This is a genomic window from Pseudomonas sp. R19M (genome assembly GCF_050312585.1).
In the GTDB taxonomy this organism is placed as follows: domain Bacteria; phylum Pseudomonadota; class Gammaproteobacteria; order Pseudomonadales; family Pseudomonadaceae; genus Aquipseudomonas; species Aquipseudomonas palleroniana.
Window position 1 is genome coordinate 1 of sequence record NZ_JBNPJV010000038.1, and the last position, 20,380, is coordinate 20,380.

Consider the following 20,380-nt stretch of genomic DNA (forward strand, 5'->3'; position numbering starts at 1 on the left):
GCACCTCGGTCCTTCTGAAATACCGCGGTGTCTTTGTTGGGGCGGCGTTGCCACCCAGCGCGGGGCAAGCCCGCTCACTACAGGGAAATTGTTTGTATCGGAGCCTGCCGAAAAGCTTTTGACAGCGCAGCAATTCAACAGGTTAGAATCGCTGGCACGCAGACTGCATGGTCAGTTTGCGCCCGTCTTCCCAGCCCTGGAGTACTGCCTTTGAATGCAACGACCATCAACAGCCTGTTCTTGATCGGCGCGTTGCTGGTGGGTGCGAGCATTCTGGTGAGTTCCCTTTCGTCCCGCTTAGGGATTCCGATCCTGGTGATCATCCTGGCCGTGGGCATGGTCGCCGGCGTGGATGGCGGCGGCATCATCTTCGACAACTACCCGACCGCCTACCTGGTGGGCAACCTCGCCCTGGCCGTGATCCTGCTCGACGGCGGCTTGCGCACGCGGGTGGCGAGTTTCCGCGTGGCACTCTGGCCAGCGTTATCGCTGGCCACGGTGGGGGTGTTGATTACCACCGGCCTGACGGGCATGGCGGCGGCCTGGCTATTTGACCTGAATCTCATCCAGGGCTTGCTGATCGGCGCAATCGTCGGCTCCACGGACGCCGCCGCGGTGTTTTCGCTGCTGGGCGGCAAGGGCCTGAACGAACGGGTTACCGCCAGCCTGGAAATCGAGTCCGGCAGCAACGACCCGATGGCGGTGTTCCTCACCGTGACCCTGATCGACATGCTCGCCAGCGGCCAGACCGGCCTGCACTGGAGCCTGCTGACGCACCTGATCCGCGAGTTCGGCATCGGTGGCATCATCGGCCTGGGCGGCGGCTGGCTGATGCTGCAGATGGTCAACCGCATCAACCTGGCCACCGGCCTGTACCCGATCCTGGTGATCGCCGGCGGCCTGGTGGTATTCGCCCTGACCAACGCCCTGCATGGCAGCGGCTTCCTCGCCGTGTACCTGTGCGGCCTGGTCATCGGTAACCGGCCGGTGCGCAGCCGTCATGGCATTTTGCATATGCTCGACGGCATGGCGTGGCTGGCACAGATCGGCATGTTCCTGGTGCTGGGCCTGCTGGTCACGCCCCACGACTTGCTGCCGATTGCCCTGCCGGCCCTGGGCCTGGCGCTGTGGATGATTCTATTTGCGCGACCGCTGTCCGTGATCGTCGGCCTGTTGCCGTTCAAGGCGTTTCATGGTCGCGAAAAAGCCTTTATCGCCTGGGTCGGCCTGCGCGGCGCGGTGCCGATCATCCTCGCGGTATTCCCGCTGATGGCCGGGCTGCCCCATGCGCAGCTGTACTTCAACCTGGCGTTCTTTATCGTGCTGGTCTCGTTGCTGGTGCAAGGCACCAGCCTGCCGTGGGTGGCCAAACTGCTCAAGGTCACCGTACCGCCGGAACCGGCACCGATCTCCCGTGCAGCGCTGGAAGTACACGTCACCAGTGAGTGGGAGTTGTTCGTCTACCGCCTGGGCGCGGAGAAGTGGTGCATCGGCGCCGCCCTGCGCGAACTGAAAATGCCCGAGGGCACGCGGATCGCCGCCCTGTTCCGGGGCCAGCAACTGCTCCATCCGTCGGGTAGTACGGTGCTTGAAGTCGACGATCTGCTCTGCGTGATCGGTCACGAACACAACCTGCCGGCCCTGGGCAAACTGTTTAGCCAGGCGCCGCAACGCGGCCTGGATCTGCGTTTCTTCGGCGACTTCGTCCTGGAAGGCGACGCCCAGCTGGGCGCGGTGTCGGCCCTGTACGGCCTCAAGCTAGAAGGCATCGACCCGGACATGCCGCTGAGCAGCTTCATCACCCAGAAAGTCGGCGGCGCACCTATCGTCGGCGACCAGGTGGAATGGAACAACACCATCTGGACCGTCGCTGTCATGGACGGGAACAAGATTGGTAAAGTCGGCGTCAGATTTCCCGAAGGAAGTCGCCCGGGCCCCGGACTCTTCCTCTAAACTGCGGGGCCACGACGCCCCGATTCTTCACCTTGCTCGACCGGTCTCTATGCCAACCTTGCGCACTTATCTCGCCACTGCCCTGCTGAGCCTGACCCTGTGTGTCGGCATCGTCCATGCCGCCGAGCCGCCCAGCGCCGACGCCATCCAGCAAAGCCTGGACAAGCTGCCCGACCGCAAGCTGCCCGATGCCGATATGAAGGCGCTGCAGACCATCCTGCAACAGACCCTGACTTTTTTGGGCAACAAGCAGGATTACGAGCAGCGCCTCATCGACCTCAAGCGCCAACTGGAAGACGCTCCGCGCCAGACCAGCGAAAACCAGCGCGAACTGGTGCGGCTCAAGGCCACCAAAATCATCCCGGTGGCGCAGCGCTACGCGAGCCTGCCGGTGCCGCAGCTTGAGCAACTGCTGGTGCAACGCTCCACCCAGCAAGGCGACCTGCAAAAGGAACTGGCCGACGCCAACAGCCTGACCATCGCCGCCCAGACCCGCCCCGAGCGCGCCCAGACCGAAATCAGCAACAGCCAGACGCGTATCCAGCAGATCAACGCGACCCTCAAGCTTGGTAAAGACAACGGCAAGACCCTCAGCGGCGACCAGCGCAACCAGCTGAATGCCGAACTCGCCTCCCTGAATGCGCTGATCCCGCTGCGCCGCCAGGAACTGGCCGGCAACAGCCAACTGCAAGACCTGGGCAACAGCCAGCATGATCTGGTGGTCGAAAAGACCGCGCGCCTGGAACAAGAGATCCAGGACCTGCAAACCCTGATCAACCAGAAGCGCCTGGCCCAGTCCCAACAGACGGTGACCCAGCAGTCCATCGAAGCGCAAAAAGCCGGCAGCAGCAGCCTGCTGGCCTCCGAGAGCGCAGCCAACCTCAAGCTCTCCGACTACCTGCTCAAAAGCACCGACCGCCTCAACGACCTGACCCAGAAGAACCTGGAGACCAAACAGCAACTGGACACCGTGACCCAGAGCGACTCGGCCCTGGACGAGCAAATCAACGTGCTCAAGGGCAGCCTGCTGCTGTCCAAGATCCTCTACAAACAAAAACAGGCGTTGCCGCGCCTCACCGTCGACCGCAACCTGGCAGACGACATCGCCAACATTCGCTTGTACCAGTTCGAGGTCAACCAGCAACGCGAGCTGATCAGCACCCCCAGCAGCTATGTCGATAACCTGCTGGCCAACCAGCCGCCGGATGAAGTCACCCCACAACTGCGCCGTACCCTGCTGGAACTGGCGATCACGCGCAGCGACCTGCTGGAGCGCCTGAGCCGGGAACTGAGCGCACTGCTCAATGAATCCATCACCCTGCAACTGAACCAGAAACAACTGCTCAGCACCGCCAGCAACCTGCGCGCGACCCTGGATGAGCAAATGTTCTGGATCCCCAGCAACAAGCCGCTGGATACCGAATGGCTGGAAACCGTACCGGATCACCTGAGCAAGCAGATCACCACGCTGCCCTGGGCCTCCAGCGTCAGCGAACTGTATGACGGCCTGACTCAACGCCCGCTGCTGTTCCTGCCATTGCTGCTGTTGATCGGTGCCTTGCTGTGGCGACGCAAAGCCCTGTACCAGCGCCTGAACAAGGTCCACCTGGACATCGGCCACTTCAAGCGCGACAGCCAGTGGCACACACCGCAGGCGATCCTGATCAATATCCTGCTGGCATTGCCGGTCTCCCTGGGCCTGGCGTTGTGCGGCTATGCCCTGCAGATCGACGCTCGCGGGCAAAACGCCAACCTGGGCGTCGCACTGCTGCTGATTGCCCAAGCGTGGCTGGTGTTCTACACCGCCTACAGAATTCTCGCGCCGGGCGGTGTGGCTGAACTGCATTTCCGCTGGGAGCGGCCTCAGGTGGCCTTTCTCCAGGGTTGGATACGCAAACTCGGGCTGGTCGTACTGGCGCTGGTTGCCGTGGTGGCCATCGCCGAACATCAACCGGCGGCGCTGGCCGACGACGTGCTGGGCATCGGCGTGGTACTGACCTGTTACGCACTGATGGCCTGGCTGCTCGGTCGCCTGCTGCTGAACAGCCCAACTCACGAAAAAGCCTCGCTGTTCCGAAAAGTCGTAGGGCTGGTGTTTACCGCCCTGCCCATCGCGCTGTTTATCGCGGTGTGCTTCGGCTACTACTATACCGCGCTCAAACTCAGCGACCGTCTGATCAACACCCTGTACCTGCTGATGCTCTGGCTGGTCATCGAGGCCACTTTCGCACGCGGCCTGGGCGTTGCCGCACGACGCCTGGCCTATGCCCGGGCCCTGGCCAAGCGCCAGGCCGCCAAGGAAGCCGGTGATGGCGAAGCCGTGATCGAAGAACCGACCCTGGATATCGAGCAGGTCAACGAACAATCCATGCGCCTGATCCGCCTGGCCTTGCTGGGCGGTTTCATTGCGGCGCTGTACTGGGTGTGGAAAGACCTGATCACCGTGTTCTCGTACCTGGACAACGTGACCCTCTACGAATACACCAGCGGCACCGGCGCCAACATCAGCATGGTGCCGATCAGCATCGGCGACCTGCTCGGCGCTTCGATCATCGTCGGCATCACCTTCGCCCTGGCGCGCAACCTGCCCGGCCTGCTGGAAGTCTTGGTGCTGTCCAAGCTGGACCTGGCCCAGGGCAGCGCCTACGCCACCACCACCTTGCTGTCGTATGTGATTGCCGGCGTCGGCTTCGTCTCTACCCTGTCCACCCTCGGTGTGAGCTGGGACAAGTTGCAATGGCTGGTGGCGGCGCTGTCGGTGGGGTTGGGGTTCGGGATGCAGGAGATTTTCGCCAACTTCATCTCCGGCATCATGATCCTGTTCGAACGCCCGGTGCGCATCGGCGACACCATTACCATCGGCAACCTGTCGGGCACGGTGAGCAAGATCCGCATCCGCGCCACCACCATTACCGACTTCGACCGCAAAGACATCATTGTCCCGAACAAGACATTCATCACCGGGCAACTGATCAACTGGTCGCTGACCGACACCATCACCCGCGTCACCCTGAAACTGGGCGTGGACTACGGCTCCGACCTGGACCGCGTGAAAGAGCTGCTGCTCAAGGCTGCCCGCGAAAACCCGCGGGTGCTCAAGGAGCCGGAGCCGCACGTGTACTTCCTCAACTTCGGCGAAAGCACCCTCGACCACGAACTGCGCATGCACGTGCGTGACCTGGGCGACCGCAACCCGGTGATCGACGAAGTGAACCGCTTTATCAACCGCGAGTTCAAGAAAGAGCACATCAACATTTCGTTCCGCCAGATGGAGGTTTACTTGAAAAACCTGCACGGCCAGGAATACAAACTGGTGGAAGTCGACCCGCCGACCCAGCCCGCCAACGACGGCGGTGTGCAAGAACCGCCGCCCAGCAAACTCGACTAACGGCGTTATCCCCAGCAGAATGCTCGGACATTCTGCTGGAGATGGCCGGTGAAAGCCCTCGACGAACTGACCTTCGACAACCGTTTCGCACGCCTGGGCGACGCGTTCTCGACCCACGTACTGCCTGAACCCCTCGACGAACCGCGCCTGGTCGTAGCCAGCGACGCCGCCATGGCCCTGCTCGACCTTGACCCCGCCGTGGCCGACACACCGGTGTTCGCCGAGCTGTTTGGCGGCCACAAGCTGTGGGCCGAGGCGCAACCACGGGCGATGGTCTATTCCGGGCATCAGTTCGGCGGTTATACCCCGCAACTGGGTGACGGCCGTGGGCTGTTACTGGGCGAGGTGTACAACGACGCGGGCGAACACTGGGACCTGCACCTCAAGGGCGCCGGCATGACGCCTTACTCACGGATGGGTGATGGACGCGCCGTGTTGCGCTCATCGATCCGCGAGTTCCTGGCCTCTGAGGCCCTGCATGCGTTGGGCATCCCCAGCAGCCGCGCCTTATGCGTGATCGGCTCCAGCACACCGGTATGGCGTGAAAAACAGGAGCGTGGCGCGATGGTGCTGCGCCTGGCGCCCAGCCATATCCGCTTCGGGCATTTCGAGTATTTCTACTACACCCAGAAGCCCGAGCAGCAGGCGCAGTTGGCCGAACATGTGCTGAACCTGCATTACCCCGAGTGCCGGGAACAGCCCGAACCGTACCTGGCAATGTTCCGCGAAATCGTCGAGCGCAACGCCGAGATGATCGCCAAATGGCAGGCTTACGGCTTCTGCCATGGGGTGATGAACACCGACAACATGTCGATCCTGGGCATCACCTTCGACTTCGGGCCGTTTGCGTTTCTCGATGATTTCGACGCGCACTTCATCTGCAACCACTCCGATCATGAAGGGCGTTACTCATTCAGCAACCAGGTGCCGATCGGGCAGTGGAACCTCAGCGCATTGGCCCAGGCGCTCACCCCGTTTATCAGCGTCGACGCGTTGAAAGAAGCCCTTGGCCTGTACCTGCCGCTGTATCAGGCGCATTACCTGGACCTGATGCGTCGCCGGCTGGGGCTGACCACCGCCGAAGATGATGACCAGAAATTGGTCGAACGCCTGCTGAAGCTGATGCAGAACAGCGGCGTGGACTACACGCTGTTCTTCCGCCGCCTGGGGGATGAGCCGGCGGCACTGTCAGTGGCACGTCTGCGCGATGACTTTGTCGACCTGGCCGGGTTTGACGCCTGGGCCGAGCTGTACAAGGCTCGTGTTGTACGCGATGGCGACGGCAGCGAAGAACAGCGCCGTGCGCGGATGCATGCGGTGAACCCGCTGTATATCTTGCGCAACTATCTTGCGCAAAACGCGATTGCCGCCGCCGAGTCCGGGGATTACAGCGAAGTGCGGCGGCTGCATGAGGTGCTTTCCAAACCATTCGAGGCGCAAGCGGGAATGGAGCAATACGCGCAGCGGCCACCGGATTGGGGTAAGCATCTGGAGATCAGTTGTTCGTCTTGAAGCCCTTAGATAAAGGTCTCCACTGAAACGCCAAAACGCTCAGCCAGCCAACGAATTTGCCGCACGTTGAGCTGGCGCTTTCCGCTCAGTATTTCAGAAACCACGGACTGGGCGCCGACGCCCGGCAAGTCGCTCTGGGTAAGGTTATGCTCGCGCATCATGTATCGCAGAACATCGACGCCACTGGCGACGGGCATTGGGCGATGCTTTTGATCGTAGGCTTCGATCCAGTCGCTGAGAATGTCCACCAAGCTCATCAGAGGGCTGTCTTCAACCTCACCGATCAGGCTCAATAACTCGTCCAAACCGCACACCAGCGCATCATAGTCCGCCTCGCTTTCTGGTTTGCGCAGCACCGGCGAAACGAACTGCCAGTGTTCAGCCGCTACTCGCATGAGTGCGCTCATCTGATTTTTTCCTTCCATTTATTTTTCTCATAATCGCGGTGATCAAGCAGATGCTTGATGTAAACGCGCTGCACCTGATACGCCACGCAAGCAATCAACCTCAGCTTGTTACCCCCGATATCAAACACGTGAAACTCTCCGACCTTGTCAGTGGCGGGGAACATGGTTTTCATCGACGCAAAGTCTTTGGGGGAGTTGCGTTTGATTACGCGATACCACTGATCCAACGCCATCGCTGAGCGCGGCCACTTTTCCTTGGCTTCCCAGATCCTTTTTTCACTGATGACTCGCATGCAACATCCTTATCGCATCTTGCTATGAAGGCTAAGCTCGAATTGCGACTATCGCAATTTGCTATAGCCACAAACAGACCAACGGCTCAGAACAAAACCGGCTTTAGCAGCCTAGGCAGCCGAACTCAGATCGACACAGGCAAAACTGTGAACGGATAAGTCTCCTCTTCCAACCTTGATAACCCCCAGACTTGACTCCAAATACACTCCACTGGCCACACCCAAGGAGCGCATCCATGTCCGAACCTCTCGTCATTCCCTGCCCACATTGCAACGGCCTCAACCGCATCCCCGGCGAACGCCTGGGTGATGCACCCAAATGCGGGCGCTGCAAGCAACCGGTTTTGTTGAACAAGCCTTTCGAGCTGAAGCAAGGCGACTACGCCAGCCAGATCAAGGGGGATTTACCGTTACTGGTGGATGTATGGGCCGACTGGTGCGGGCCGTGCAAGTCGTTTGCACCGGTGTTCGAACAGGCGGCAGGGCAACTGCAGGGCAAGTGCCGGCTGGCCAAGCTGGACAGCGAGGCCAACCAGCAGTTGTCGGCGCAGTTGGGCATTCGCTCGATCCCGAGTTTGATCCTGTTCAAGAACGGCCGTGAAGTGGCGCGTCAGAGCGGGGCGTTTCCATTGCCGCAGTTGATGAATTGGCTGCACAGCCAGGGCATCTGATCCAACCTCAAGAACAACGCAGACCAAAGGGGGCTTGCTCCCGATAGCGGGCTATCAGCAGCCCCTGTGCTGGCTGACCCACCGCCATCGGGAGCAAGCCCCCTCCCACATTTGACCGCGTTTTACCTAGAGATTTAGGGCGGTGAGGTTATTGCCCGTCCAGGCGTATAAACCAGGGGATCTGCCCCCTCCCACATGAGTTTTGTGTTGCGCCTCAGGTCACGCGTTTTCCAGCAGGTTATGCAACTCCACAAACTGCTGGGTCAGCTTATGTCGTGGGTCCAAGTGGATCAGCGGCTTGCTCTCCTGGTGCGACTCGCGCATGCGCACGGAACTGGCCAGGTACACCGGCAACACCGGCAAGCCTTCGGCGATCAACTCGTCGAGCATTTGCTGCGGCAGGCTCGCCCGGGCCTGGAACTGGTTGACCACAATGCCTTCCACTTCAAGGCCTTCGTTATGGTCTTCCTTCAACTCTTCGATTTCCGCCAGCAGGCCATAAAGTGCCTGGCGCGAGAAGCTGTCGCAATCGAACGGAATCAACACACGATCAGCAGCAATCAGCGCCGAAACCGCATAGAAATTCAAGGCCGGCGGAGTATCCAGGTAAATCCGATCGTAATCTTCACCCAGCTCATCCAGCAGTTTTCGCAGCTTGTTGATCTTGTGCTTGGCCTCAAGCTTGGGCTGCAAATCCGCCAATTCTGCGGTGGCGGTGACCACGTGGAGGTTGTCGAACGGGGTTTCGTAGATATCCACCTGGTTTTTCTTGGAGAACGGCCCAGAAGACAGGGTTTGCTTGAAAAAATCGGCGATGCCCATGGGGATATCGTCGCCGGTCAGCCCGGTGAGGTACTGGGTTGAGTTGGCTTGTGCATCGAGGTCCACCAACAGGGTTCGATAGCCTTCGCTGGCGCTGACCGCCGCCAGGTTGCAGGCAATGCTGGACTTGCCCACACCGCCTTTCTGATTGAACACCACGCGCCGCATGGAAAAACCTCCGTGTATCAATGAATGTCCCGAGTGTAGAGGGCAAAAGCGCCTGTTAGCTACCTCGTTCATCCGTTCAGCCATACATGACACGCCGATACCAGGACCTCGCATACAAATGAAAGGGACGCGTCCGACGCCCCAACGAGCACCGCGTAAAGGACAATCCGCAAATCTCCACGACTGATTTGTAATCGACGTGCACAAATTTTTACCAAAATTTGCTAGAACCCCACGCCACCGGGATAATGCGCGCCATTCGGCCGTTGCTCCCTGTCCCGGTATTCGGGGCCAACAGCCGCACATGGAAGCCCGCAGGGGCGGGATAACGTCTCAGTGATCAACTTCAACATCGCCCAATGGCGCGCATGGGCTCCTGGCCTGGAGAGCGCGGATGCCTGGCGCACATGGTGCCTGGCCCCGGTGTTGCTGCCTGCCAGCGAAGCCTCCCCCGACGTGTCATTCCTCCCGGCCATGCAGCGCCGGCGCCTGAGCCGCTTGGCGCGCATGGCGTTCAGCGTGGGTTGGCCGCTGGCCGAGGGCCTGCAGGACCTGCCGTTGGTCTTTATCTCCCGCCACGGCGAAACCCCGCGCACCCTCGATATCCTCAGCGACCTGGCCAACGACCAGCCGTTGTCGCCCACCCAGTTCAGCCTGTCGGTGCATAACGCGGTGATTGGCCTGTGGTCGATCCTGCGCAATGAAACCAGCGAAATGACCGCCCTCGCCGCCGCCGGCGATGGCCTGGAGCATGGCCTGCTGGAAGCCGCCGCACTGCTCGACGAAGGGGCGCCGGCCGTGCTGCTGGTGATCACCGAAGAACAGCCGCCCGAAGCCTATGCCAGTTGGATCCACGACGTACCCTTCCCCTACGCTCTGGGCCTGTTGCTGACACCGGGCGACGAGTGGCAGCTGGAACTCACCACCGGCACTGTCCAACCCAGCACCGCCCAACCGTGGCCCCACGCCCTGAACCTGCTGCGCACCCTGCTGAACGGACAGGACGCCTGCCAACATGCCTGGAAGAACCGTGTATGGAACTGGCAACGCAAGCCCTGACCCGCAAACCGCGGGACGCCTACTACTGGCGCCTGTTCGCCACCGCCGCCAGCTTCGCGCTGTTCGGCCTCGGCGGGCTGTGCCTGCGGTTGCTGGTATTTCCGTTGCTCAGTTGTCTGCCGGGCAGCGCCGACACACATCAGCGCCGTGCGCGCCTGACCATCAGCAGGTTGTTCTGGCTGTTTATCCGCCTGATGCAACGCGCCGGCGTGCTGACCTACAGCGTCGAAGGTGCTGAAAACCTCGGCCGCCCGGGCCAGATGATCATCGCCAACCATCCGTCGCTGATCGACGTGGTGTTCCTGATCGGCCTGGTGCGCCAGGCCAACTGCGTAGTCAAGCAGAGCCTGTGGCAAAACCCCTTCACCCGTGGGCCTGTGCGTGAGGCCGGCTATATCAGCAATGATGGCAGCGCCGAAATGCTCGATGCCGCTGCCGCTGCCCTGCGCGAAGGCCAGACCCTGATCATCTTTCCCGAAGGCACCCGCACCCCACCCGGCGCGGCACCCGCCTTTCATCGCGGCGGCGCCGCCATTGCACTGCGCGGTGCGACAATCATTACCCCCGTGGTGATCAAGGTCAGCCCGACCACCCTGACCAAGGCCGAACCCTGGTACCGCATCCCCAAATGCCGCGTGCACTTCAGTTTGCGGGTGGGTGCCGATATAGAACCACAAGCGTTTGCCGCTCTTGGGCCTGCGCCCCAGGCTTCACGCAAGCTCAACGATTACCTGCACCACTATTTCATTAAGGAGCTCGCCGAAGATGAGCGACCAACAACGCCTTGAGCACGACATAAAAACGTTGATCATCGAGGCCCTGGGCCTGGAAGACATCAGCGCCGACGACATCGGCAGCGAACAAACCCTGTTCGGCGAAGGCCTGGGCCTGGACTCGGTCGACGCCCTGGAATTGGGCCTGGCGATCCAGAAAAAGTACGGTATCAAGATCGACGCCGACGCCAAGGACACCCGCAATCACTTCACCAACGTGGCCAGCCTTGCGGCGTTCGTCACAGCCAGACAGGCAGCTTGAGACCGTACCATGCAAACTCGTGACGATATTTTCAACACCCTGCGCGATGCCTTGGTGGAACTGTTTGAACTGCCCGCGGAACGTATCACCCTCGAGGCCAACCTGTATCAGGACCTGGAAATCGACAGCATCGATGCCGTGGACCTGATCGACCATATCAAACGCCAGACCGGCAAGAAGATCGCCGCCGAAGAGTTCAAGGCGGTGCGTACCGTGAACGACGTGGTAGAGGCGGTGTACCGTCTGGTCACGCCTGCCGCATGAGCCGGTTGATCGGCCTTGGCCTGTTGCTGGCAGGGCTGCTGTACCCCTTTGCGGTGTATTACGGCACCGAGCACTTTGCGCCATGGCAGTTCGGCCTGTTGCTGGGTAGCCTGTGGCTGTTGCGTGCACTCACTGCGGCTCGGCGCCCCGGCAGTCGCTGGATGGCCGTGACGGTGATTGTGTTCTGCCTGTTGCTGGCCTGGTTCGACAACCCGCAGTGGCTGCGCTGGTACCCTAGCCTGGTCAGCGCATTCATGCTGGCGCTGTTCGGCCTGAGCCTGAAGTATGGCCCGCCGGTGGTCGAGCGCCTGGCGCGCATGACCGAGCCGCAGTTGCCGCCCAAAGCGGTGGTCTATACGCGCCAGGTCACCGTGGTCTGGAGCGTGTTTTTTCTGTGTAATGGCCTGCTGGCCGCCGCCCTCACGCTGTGGGCGCCGCTGAGCTGGTGGACGTTGTACAACGGCTTGATCGCCTACGGGCTGATGGGGCTGTTGTTTGCCGTGGAATGGCTGGTACGACAAAGGGTTCGAGGCCGCGTATGAAAGGTTTGAAACTTGAGCACTTGCTGCTTGAGCCGCTGGAACAGCGCTGGGTGACCAGCGAGCCGCTGATGAATCATGCCCAGCTGTGGGCACACGCCCTGAGCCTCGCGGCGGGCCTGCAAACGCGTGGCATCCAGCGCCTGGCTGTACATCTGGAAGACGCAGGCTTACTGGCGATTGCCCTGCTGGGCGCCTGGCGTGCCGGGGTCAGTGTGCTGCTGCCTGCCGACCTGCAACCCCAGACCCGCCAACGCTGGGACGACTCAGTGGATACCTGGCTGGTTGAGCCGACTGATCTGGATGCGTTGTACCAGGCCCCATTGAGCCCCGCCGCGCTCGACCTGGACACCTGCCGACTGAGCCTGTGCACCTCCGGCTCCAGCGGTGAGCCCAAGCGTATCGACAAAACCCTGCGCCAACTGGCCAACGAAGTCGAGGCTCTGGAAGCCCTATGGGGCGCGGACCTCAAAGACGCCTGCATCATCGGCAGTGTCGCCACCCAGCACATCTATGGCCTGCTGTTCCGCGTGTTATGGCCGTTGTATGCCGGGCGCCGCTTCGTGCGCCAGCAACTGGCCTTTCCCGAAGACCTGCAGCGCGCCAGCCGCGAACACCCGCAATTTGCCTGGGTAGCCAGCCCGGCGCTGCTCAAGCGGATGGGCGACAACCTCGACTGGCCCGCATTGCGCCAGGTATCGCGGGTATTTTCGTCCGGCGGCGCCTTGCCCATCGAGGCGGCCGGCGAGCTTTACGATCGCCTGCAGCAATGGCCGACGGAAATCCTCGGCAGTTCGGAAACCGGTGGCATCGCCTGGCGCCAAGGCGCACAGCCCTGGGAACCCTTTGCCGATGTGCAACTGAGCCAGGATGCCGAGGGCGCCCTGCGCATTGCTTCGCCCTATCTGCCGGCCGGTCATATCGAACAGACCGCCGACGCGGCGCGGATCCACGCCGATGGCCGCTTCGAATTGCTCGGCCGCCTGGACCGCATCGTCAAGCTGGAAGAAAAACGCATCTCCCTGCCCATGCTGGAACAGGCACTGATGACCCACCCGTGGGTTGCCGAAACCCGCCTGGGCGTGGTGCAGGAAAACCGCGCATCCCTCGGCGCGCTGGTGGTGCTCAGTGCCGACGGCCTGCACGCCCTGCGCAACCAGGGACGTCGCACGCTGACCCAAACCCTGCGCCAGCACTTGAGCCAACATTGCGAGGCGCTGGCCCTGCCCCGCCGTTGGCGCTTGCTGCGCCAGTTGCCGCTGAACGCCCAGGGCAAGCTGCCCCAGGCCGATGTCACGGCCCTGTTGCTCGCCCCACGGCCAAAAGCGCCGCACGTGTTGGAGCAAGTCGAAACCGATGGCGAATGGACCCTGCAACTGAGCGTCCCACCGGACCTGGCCTATTTCAGCGGCCACTTCCCCGCGACGCCGGTACTGCCGGGCGTGGTGCAGGTGGAATGGGCGTTCAACCTGGGCCAACAGCTGATGGACCTGCCCATGACGTTCGCCGGCATGGAAGTGCTCAAGTTCCAGCAACTGGTGCGCCCCGGTGACCAGATCGAGCTGCACCTGCGCTTCGACCCGGAACGCGGCAAACTGTATTTCGCCTACCGCAACGGCGTTGCCGCTTGCTCCAGCGGGCGCATCCAGCTGGTCACCGCCCATGCATAAGCCGTGCGCCCTGATTCCGGTCTACAACCATGAAGCCGCCGTGCCGGCCGTGGTCCACAGCCTGCTGGACAGTGGCCTGCCGTGCCTGCTGGTGGATGACGGCAGCAGCCCGGCCTGCGCGGCCGTATTGGCGCAACTGGCGACGCTGGAGTCGGTCACCCTGCTGACCTTGCCGAGCAACCAGGGCAAAGGCGGCGCGGTCATGGCCGGTTTTCGCGAGGCTGCACGCCTGGGCTTCAGCCACGCCCTGCAGGTGGACGCCGACGGCCAGCACGACCTGCGTGAAGTCGAGGCCTTCCTTGACGCGTCGCGCGCCCACCCAACGGCCGTGATCTGTGGCTATCCCGAATACGATGAAAGCGTGCCCAAGGGCCGCCTGTACGCACGCTACCTGACTCACGTCTGGGTGTGGATCAACACCCTGTCGCTGCAGATTCGCGACTCGATGTGTGGCTTTCGCGTGTACCCGCTGGCGCCCACATTGGCCCTGATGGACTCGGCCTACATCGGCACGCGCATGGATTTCGACTCGGACATCCTGGTGCGCCTGGCCTGGCGCAACCAGCCGATGCGCTGGCTGCCGACCCAGGTGCATTACCCCGCGGACGGCCTGTCGCACTTCCGCCTGTTCCGCGACAACGTGCGTATCTCGGCCATGCATACCCGGCTGTTCTTCGGCATGTTGGTACGGGCACCGATCATCCTGTGGCGGCGGTGGCAGGCATGAACGACAGCCACAAACATTGGGCCGACCGCGAGGAGCGCGGCAGTTTCTGGTTGATGAAACTCACCGCTGTCGCCGCCAGGGTCCTGGGCCGTCGCCTGCTGAGCCCCCTGCTGTACGGCATCGTGTTGTACTTCTTCCTCTTCGGCCGCACGGCCCGCCAGAGTGCCTGGGAGTACCAGCAGCGCCTGGCGTACTGGAGCGGCCGCAACGAATTGCAACCCACCCATAAAAGCGTGTTCGGTCAGTTCATGGCCTTCGCCGACGCCTTGCTCGACAAGCTCGATGTGTGGAACGGCAAGCTGCGCATCGAACAGATCGAAATCGACGACCCGGCACAATTGCGTGGGCAACTGCGCGGCGAGCGCGGGCAGATGCTGGTGGGCGCACACTTGGGCAACCTTGAAGTGTGCCGCGCCCTGGCGGAGATCGGCGAGCAAGTCACCATGAACGTGCTGGTGCACACCAAGCATGCCGAGCGTTTCAACCGCCTGCTGGGTGAAGCCGGGGCGACCCATCTGCGTCTGATCCAGGTCAGCGAACTGGACCCGGTCACCATGCTGTTGCTCAGCCAGCGCCTGGACGAGGGCGAGTGGCTGGCGATTGCCGGCGACCGCGTGCCGCTGCACGGTGGGCGCAAGGTGCGGGTGGATTTCCTCGGCCAGGATGCCGCCTTCCCCCAAGGTCCGTGGTTGCTGGCCGGCCTGCTCAAATGCCCGGTCAACCTGCTGATGTGCCTCAAGCACGACGGCCGCTATCGCCTGACCATCGAGCCCTTCGCCCAATTGATCGAATGGAAGCGCAGTACCCGCGAGCAGGTGATTGCCCAGTGGACTGCGCGCTACGCCGCACGCCTGGGCGAGTTCTGCCTGCAAGCGCCCCGACAATGGTTCAACTTTTACCCTTTCTGGAAGACCGATGACGACGCATCTTGAGCCGGTAACCTTTGGCGAACGCGCTCTGCGCATTGAAGACGTGCGAGCCCTGGCCAACCGCCAGGCGCCCACGCAATTGCAGAACGACGCCGCGTATCGCCAGCGTATCGCCAAGGGCGCGCAGTTCCTCGACTCGCTGCTGGACAAGGAAGGCGTGATCTACGGCGTGACCACCGGCTACGGCGACTCGTGCGTGGTGGCGGTGCCGCTGCAACACGTCGAGGCGCTGCCCCGTCACCTGTATACCTTTCATGGCTGCGGGCTGGGCAAGCTGCTCGACGCCCAGGCCACCCGCGCAGTATTGGCTGCGCGGTTGCAGTCGCTGTGCCATGGGGTGTCCGGCGTGCGCGTCGAACTGCTGGAGCGCCTGCAGGCCTTTCTCGAACACGACGTACTGCCGCTGATCCCGGAGGAAGGCTCGGTGGGTGCCAGCGGCGATCTGACGCCGCTGTCTTACGTGGCGGCGACCTTGTCCGGCGAACGTGAGGTGATGTTCCGTGGCGAACGCCGCCAGGCTGCCGACGTACACCGCGAACTGGGTTGGACCCCGCTGGTATTGCGCCCCAAGGAAGCCCTGGCGCTAATGAACGGCACCGCGGTAATGACCGGCCTGGCCTGCCTGGCCTTCGCCCGCGCCGACTACCTGCTGCAATTGGCCACGCGCATTACCGCGCTGAACGTGGTGGCGCTACAAGGCAACCCGGAGCACTTCGACGAGCGCCTGTTCGCCGCCAAACCGCACCCGGGGCAAATGCAAGTGGCCGCCTGGCTGCGCAAGGATCTGGCAATCGATGCGCCGACCGCGCCGCTGCACCGCCTGCAAGACCGCTATTCGCTGCGTTGTGCACCCCACGTACTCGGCGTACTGGCCGACAGCCTGAGCTGGCTGCGCGCGTTTATCGAGACCGAGCTGAACAGCGCCAACGACAACCCGATCATCGACGCGCAAGAGGAACGTGTACTGCACGGTGGGCACTTCTACGGCGGGCATATCGCCTTCGCCATGGACAGCCTCAAGACCCTGGTGGCCAATGTCGCCGACCTGCTCGACCGCCAGCTCGCACTGCTGGTGGACGTGCGCTACAACCATGGCCTGCCGAGCAACCTGTCCGGCGCACCGGCCGACCGCGCCATGCTCAACCACGGCTTCAAGGCCGTGCAGATCGGCACCAGCGCCTGGACCGCCGAAGCGCTGAAAAACACCATGCCGGCCAGCGTGTTCTCGCGCTCCACCGAGTGCCATAACCAGGACAAAGTGAGCATGGGCACCATCGCCGCCCGCGACGCGATCCGCGTGCTGGAGCTGACCGAACAAGTCGCCGCCGCGACCTTGCTCGCCGCCAACCAGGGCGTATGGCTGCGCGCCCAGGCCGAGGAGGCAAGGCCGCTGCCGCCGGCCCTGGCCGCCATGCACGAGGAACTGGGCAAAGACTTCCCGCCGGTCATCGAGGATCGAGCCTTGGAAGGCGAGTTGCGCCTGTGCCTCAAACGTATCGCCGAGCAACACTGGAGGCTGCATGCGTAGCCAGGGCGTGTTGCATTGCGACACTGAAATCCTCGTACCGTTTTTCGACATCGACACCATGCACGTGGTCTGGCACGGGCATTACGTGAAATACCTGGAAGTGGCGCGTTGTGCGTTGCTGGACAAACTCGGGCACAACTACACCCAGATGCAGGCATCGGGCTACGCCTGGCCGGTGATCGATATGCAACTGCGCTACGTGCGCGGCGCCACCTTTGGCCAGACCCTCAATGTGCGCGCCAGCCTGGTGGAATGGGAGAACCGCTTGAAGGTCAACTACCTGATTACCGACCTGGCCAGCGGCGAGCGCATGACCCGCGCCAGCACCGTGCAAGTGGCCGTGGAAATCGCCAGCCGCGAGATGCAGCTGGCCTCGCCCAAAGTCTTCACCGACGCCGTCGAGAGGGCCCTGCAATGAGATCCCCTGTAGGAGCCGGCTTGCCGGCGAAAATCGTCAACGTGAATACGGGCTGCCTGACACTGCGCCGCGCCCTCAGGTTTTTCGCGAGCAAGCTCGCTCCTGCAGGGGTTGGGTTGCTGCTAAGCCTGAGTGCTCATGCTTTTGACCTGCAGCAGCTAAGCGAGCAGTTGGCAAAACCATCGGTGGTCCACGGCAGCTTCACCCAGGAAAAACACCTGCGCGCCCTGCCCCAGCCGCTGATCAGCAAAGGCACCTTCGTGCTGGCCAAAGACCACGGCCTGCTGTGGCTGCTCAAAACCCCGTTGCAACAGGACTACCGCATCAGCGCCCAAGGCATTGCCCGCCGTGACGCCGGCGGCTGGCAACTGCTGCCGAACAAGAGTGCCGGTGCCGAGCAGAACCGGTTGTTCCTTGCGGTGCTGCAGGGCGACAGCAGCGGCCTGCAGCGCGACTTTGAACTGCAACTGCAAGGCGAAGCCAACCAGTGGAAGCTGACGCTGGTTCCACGCTCGTTGTTGCTCAAGCAAGTGTTCACCCAGATCAACATTGACGGCGGCGAGCTGGTGCAGACCATCCAGTTGCTCGAAACCCAGGGTGACAGCACCGTGCTGCGCATGCAGGACAGCACTGCAAGCCTGCCCCTGACTGACGCGGAGCAACACGACTTTGCCCAGTGAGCGCCTGCTGCCGCGCCTGTTCCTGATCCTGCTGGTGGCCGTGCTGGCCGTGGCCGGCTGGCAGTGGCGCCACGGTGCGCCGCTGTCGGCCAACCTGATGGAACTGGTGCCGGGCAACACGCCGGATGCCCTCGAACTGCAAGCCGAGCAGCGCATGCAGGAACCGTTGAACCGCGAGATGCTGGTGCTGGTGGGGCATACCGACCGCCAGCAAGCGGTGAACGTAGCGCAGCAACTGGGCGAACGCTGGCAGGCCAGCGGCTTGTTTGAAAAGGTGCAATGGAACCTGCAAGCCGACTTGCCGGCACTGCGCGAACAGCTGCTGCGCGGGCGGCTGGCGATGCTCGCGACCAAGGATCGCGAGCAACTGATCGACCATCCCGACGCGTTTATCCAGCAGCGCGTGCAGACCTTGTTCGACCCCTTCAGCGGGTTCAGCCTGGTGCCGAGCCAGGACGATTGGCTGGGCCTGACCGGGCGCATCCAGAGCAGCCAGCCGCAACATGGCTCGGTGCAACTGGATATCGGCAGCGGCGCGCTGATCGCCGATGCCGACGGCAAAAACTGGGTGTTGCTGCGTGCGCGCACCACCGGCAATGCCTTCGATATGAAACTACCGCTGCAAGTGGCGGATCTGCTCAAGGCCAGCCGCCTACAGGCAGGCGAACAGGGCGCACAACTGCTCGCCGCCAGCGGCCTGCTCTACGCGGCCAATGGGCAGCAGCAAGCCACGCGGGAGATCACCTGGGTCGGCGGCGGCGCCACCCTGGGCATCCTGTTGTTGCTGTTGTTGGCGTTCCGCCGCTGGCGCGTACTGCTGGCGTTTGTCCCGGTGCTGGCAGGCATGCTGTTTGGCGCGGTGGCCTGTGTCGCGCTGTTCGGCCACATGCATGTGATAACCCTGGTGCTGGGCTCCAGCCTGATCGGTGTGGCGGTGGATTACCCGCTGCACTACCTGTCGAAAAGCTGGAGCATGCGCCCGTGGCGTAGTTGGCCGGCGTTACGCATCACCCTGCCCGGGCTGAGCCTGAGCCTGGCCACCAGTTGCATCGGTTACCTGGCGCTGGCCTGGACGCCCTTTCCCGCCTTGACACAAATCGCCGTGTTTTCCGCCGCCGGGCTGGTGGGGGCGTATCTGTCGGCCGTGTGCCTGCTGCCGGCGCTGCTCAAGAACGTGGAACTGCGCCCCGCGCAGTGGCCGCTGCGTATTGCCGAGGTGTTGTGGCAAGCGCGTACAGCGCTGCTCAAACGCGTACCGAGCCCGGTGTTGTTGGTACTGCTGTTGCTGTTTTGCGCCGGCGGCCTGTGGCACCTGAGCAGCAAGAACGATATCCGCCAGTGGATCGGCGCACCGCCGCAATTGCTGCAGGAAGCCCAGGCCGTGGCGCGCATCACCGGTTTTCAGCCGACCAGCCAGTTCTTCCTGGTGCGGGCAGAGAACCAGCAGCAGTTGCTGGAGCGCCAGGCCGCATTGGGCCAGCGCCTGGATCAACTGGTAAACATGAATAAGCTCCAGGGCTACCTGGCGCTCAACCAACTGGTCAATCTGCCCGCCGAACAGCAAAAACTGCGCGAGGGGCTGAACAACCTGGCGCAGCATTGGCAACCGCTGCTGGACCTCGGCATCCCGGCGAGCGCCCTGCAGGCCGAAGTCACGCAGTTGCAGGCGTTGCCTACCGAAGACATCGATGCGGCGCTCAAAGGCCCGCTGGCGGAACCCTGGCGCACCCTGTGGCTGGGCCCGGTGGACGGTGGCGTCGCGGCGATGGTCAGCCTGCAAGGCTTGAACAACCCGGCGTTGCTGCGCGTACAAGCACAGGACTTGCCTGGCGTGCAGTTGGTCGATCGCTTGGGCGACCTGAACCGGGTGTTCGCCGACACGCAGGTCAGCGCCGCCGAATTGAAACTGATGTCCTGCGTGCTGATCGTGTTGCTGCTGATCCTGCCGTTCGGTTTCGGCGGTGCCTTGCGCATTGTCGCCCTGCCGTTGCTGGCGGCCCTGTGCAGCCTGGCCAGCCTCGGTTGGCTGGGCCAGCCGCTGACCCTGTTCAGCCTGTTCGGCCTGCTGCTGGTCACGGCCATCAGCGTCGACTACGCCATCCTGATGCGCGAGCAGATCGGCGGCGCGGCCGTGAGTCTTCTGGGGACGCTGCTGGCCGCGCTGACGACGTGGTTGTCGTTCGGCCTGCTGGCGGTGTCCAGTACACCGGCCGTGAGCAATTTCGGCCTGTCGGTCAGCCTGGGCCTGGCGTTCAGCTTTATGCTGGCGCCCTGGGCCGGGCAACACAAACATGCCTTATGAATACCGTTATCGCCA

General features: G+C 62.7%; 19 protein-coding genes. 16 read left to right on the forward strand and 3 right to left on the reverse strand.

Features of this window, described 5'->3' with window-relative positions; translation table 11 throughout:
• Positions 1–210 precede the first annotated feature (210 nt).
• From ACQRBT_RS06945 to selO, 3 genes are read left to right on the forward strand one after another with little or no spacing between them, the layout of a single operon-like run.
• On the forward strand, positions 211–1,953 hold the full coding sequence (locus ACQRBT_RS06945) for a potassium/proton antiporter (protein ID WP_060755169.1): 1,743 nt from the start codon (positions 211–213) through the stop codon (positions 1,951–1,953).
• Between the two features lie 49 nt (positions 1,954–2,002).
• On the forward strand, positions 2,003–5,341 hold the full coding sequence (gene mscK, locus ACQRBT_RS06950; RefSeq protein WP_090367235.1) for a mechanosensitive channel MscK: 3,339 nt from the start codon (positions 2,003–2,005) through the stop codon (positions 5,339–5,341).
• Between the two features lie 48 nt (positions 5,342–5,389).
• On the forward strand, positions 5,390–6,853 hold the full coding sequence (gene selO / locus ACQRBT_RS06955) for a protein adenylyltransferase SelO (protein ID WP_412046585.1): 1,464 nt from the start codon (positions 5,390–5,392) through the stop codon (positions 6,851–6,853).
• Between the two features lie 5 nt (positions 6,854–6,858).
• Here the strand turns inward: selO and ACQRBT_RS06960 are convergent, their stop codons facing one another.
• On the reverse strand, positions 6,859–7,260 hold the full coding sequence (locus ACQRBT_RS06960; protein WP_060755172.1) for a helix-turn-helix domain-containing protein: 402 nt from the start codon (positions 7,258–7,260) through the stop codon (positions 6,859–6,861).
• Positions 7,257–7,553 (reverse strand): type II toxin-antitoxin system HigB family toxin, encoded by a 297-nt coding sequence (locus tag ACQRBT_RS06965; RefSeq protein WP_412046584.1) that lies wholly within the window; start codon positions 7,551–7,553, stop codon positions 7,257–7,259. Before ACQRBT_RS06965 ends, ACQRBT_RS06960 begins: the two co-directional genes overlap by 4 nt.
• A gap of 236 nt (positions 7,554–7,789) precedes the next feature.
• On the opposite strand from ACQRBT_RS06965, the gene trxC reads away from it, so the two are divergent.
• Positions 7,790–8,224 carry a thioredoxin TrxC gene (trxC, locus tag ACQRBT_RS06970; RefSeq protein WP_104995327.1) on the forward strand — a complete coding sequence of 145 codons (435 nt, stop codon included), beginning with the start codon at positions 7,790–7,792 and terminating at the stop codon, positions 8,222–8,224.
• Positions 8,225–8,443: 219 nt separating this feature from the next.
• On the opposite strand, the gene ACQRBT_RS06975 is transcribed toward trxC, so the two are convergent.
• The gene (locus ACQRBT_RS06975) at positions 8,444–9,214 is read right to left on the reverse strand and encodes a ParA family protein (protein ID WP_060755175.1); all 771 of its coding nucleotides are present in this window, start codon (positions 9,212–9,214) and stop codon (positions 8,444–8,446) included.
• 336 nt (positions 9,215–9,550) lie between these two features.
• Between ACQRBT_RS06975 and ACQRBT_RS06980 the strand changes: the two genes are divergently transcribed.
• The 12 genes from ACQRBT_RS06980 to ACQRBT_RS07035 are packed head-to-tail and all read left to right on the forward strand — an operon-like array spanning position 9,551 to position 20,365.
• On the forward strand, positions 9,551–10,273 hold the full coding sequence (locus tag ACQRBT_RS06980) for a beta-ketoacyl synthase chain length factor (RefSeq protein ID WP_090367241.1): 723 nt from the start codon (positions 9,551–9,553) through the stop codon (positions 10,271–10,273).
• Complete coding sequence (locus ACQRBT_RS06985; protein ID WP_411985065.1) at positions 10,249–11,061, forward strand: lysophospholipid acyltransferase family protein; 813 nt, start codon at positions 10,249–10,251, stop codon at positions 11,059–11,061. Before ACQRBT_RS06980 ends, ACQRBT_RS06985 begins: the two co-directional genes overlap by 25 nt.
• A complete protein-coding gene (locus ACQRBT_RS06990; protein ID WP_060755178.1) occupies positions 11,039–11,308 on the forward strand; it encodes a phosphopantetheine-binding protein in 270 nt (89 codons plus the stop codon). Before ACQRBT_RS06985 ends, ACQRBT_RS06990 begins: the two co-directional genes overlap by 23 nt.
• 9 nt (positions 11,309–11,317) lie before the next feature.
• A complete protein-coding gene (locus ACQRBT_RS06995) occupies positions 11,318–11,572 on the forward strand; it encodes an acyl carrier protein (protein WP_060755179.1) in 255 nt (84 codons plus the stop codon).
• Complete coding sequence (locus tag ACQRBT_RS07000; RefSeq protein WP_090367243.1) at positions 11,569–12,114, forward strand: hypothetical protein; 546 nt, start codon at positions 11,569–11,571, stop codon at positions 12,112–12,114. Before ACQRBT_RS06995 ends, ACQRBT_RS07000 begins: the two co-directional genes overlap by 4 nt.
• Complete coding sequence (locus tag ACQRBT_RS07005; protein WP_412046583.1) at positions 12,111–13,781, forward strand: AMP-binding protein; 1,671 nt, start codon at positions 12,111–12,113, stop codon at positions 13,779–13,781. The genes ACQRBT_RS07000 and ACQRBT_RS07005 overlap by 4 nt, the downstream gene beginning before the upstream one ends.
• Positions 13,774–14,508, forward strand: a complete 735-nt coding sequence (locus tag ACQRBT_RS07010) for a glycosyltransferase family 2 protein (protein WP_060755182.1) — start codon at positions 13,774–13,776, stop codon at positions 14,506–14,508. The genes ACQRBT_RS07005 and ACQRBT_RS07010 overlap by 8 nt, the downstream gene beginning before the upstream one ends.
• Positions 14,505–15,440: a glycosyl transferase gene (locus ACQRBT_RS07015; RefSeq protein WP_412046582.1), complete on the forward strand. Its 936-nt coding sequence runs from the start codon at positions 14,505–14,507 to the stop codon at positions 15,438–15,440. The genes ACQRBT_RS07010 and ACQRBT_RS07015 overlap by 4 nt, the downstream gene beginning before the upstream one ends.
• On the forward strand, positions 15,424–16,965 hold the full coding sequence (locus ACQRBT_RS07020; RefSeq protein WP_412046581.1) for an HAL/PAL/TAL family ammonia-lyase: 1,542 nt from the start codon (positions 15,424–15,426) through the stop codon (positions 16,963–16,965). Before ACQRBT_RS07015 ends, ACQRBT_RS07020 begins: the two co-directional genes overlap by 17 nt.
• On the forward strand, positions 16,958–17,383 hold the full coding sequence (locus ACQRBT_RS07025; RefSeq protein WP_060755184.1) for an acyl-CoA thioesterase: 426 nt from the start codon (positions 16,958–16,960) through the stop codon (positions 17,381–17,383). Before ACQRBT_RS07020 ends, ACQRBT_RS07025 begins: the two co-directional genes overlap by 8 nt.
• A complete protein-coding gene (locus tag ACQRBT_RS07030) occupies positions 17,380–18,063 on the forward strand; it encodes an outer membrane lipoprotein carrier protein LolA (RefSeq protein ID WP_412046580.1) in 684 nt (227 codons plus the stop codon). The genes ACQRBT_RS07025 and ACQRBT_RS07030 overlap by 4 nt, the downstream gene beginning before the upstream one ends.
• A complete protein-coding gene (locus ACQRBT_RS07035; protein ID WP_412046579.1) occupies positions 18,053–20,365 on the forward strand; it encodes an MMPL family transporter in 2,313 nt (770 codons plus the stop codon). Before ACQRBT_RS07030 ends, ACQRBT_RS07035 begins: the two co-directional genes overlap by 11 nt.
• Positions 20,366–20,380 lie beyond the last annotated feature (15 nt).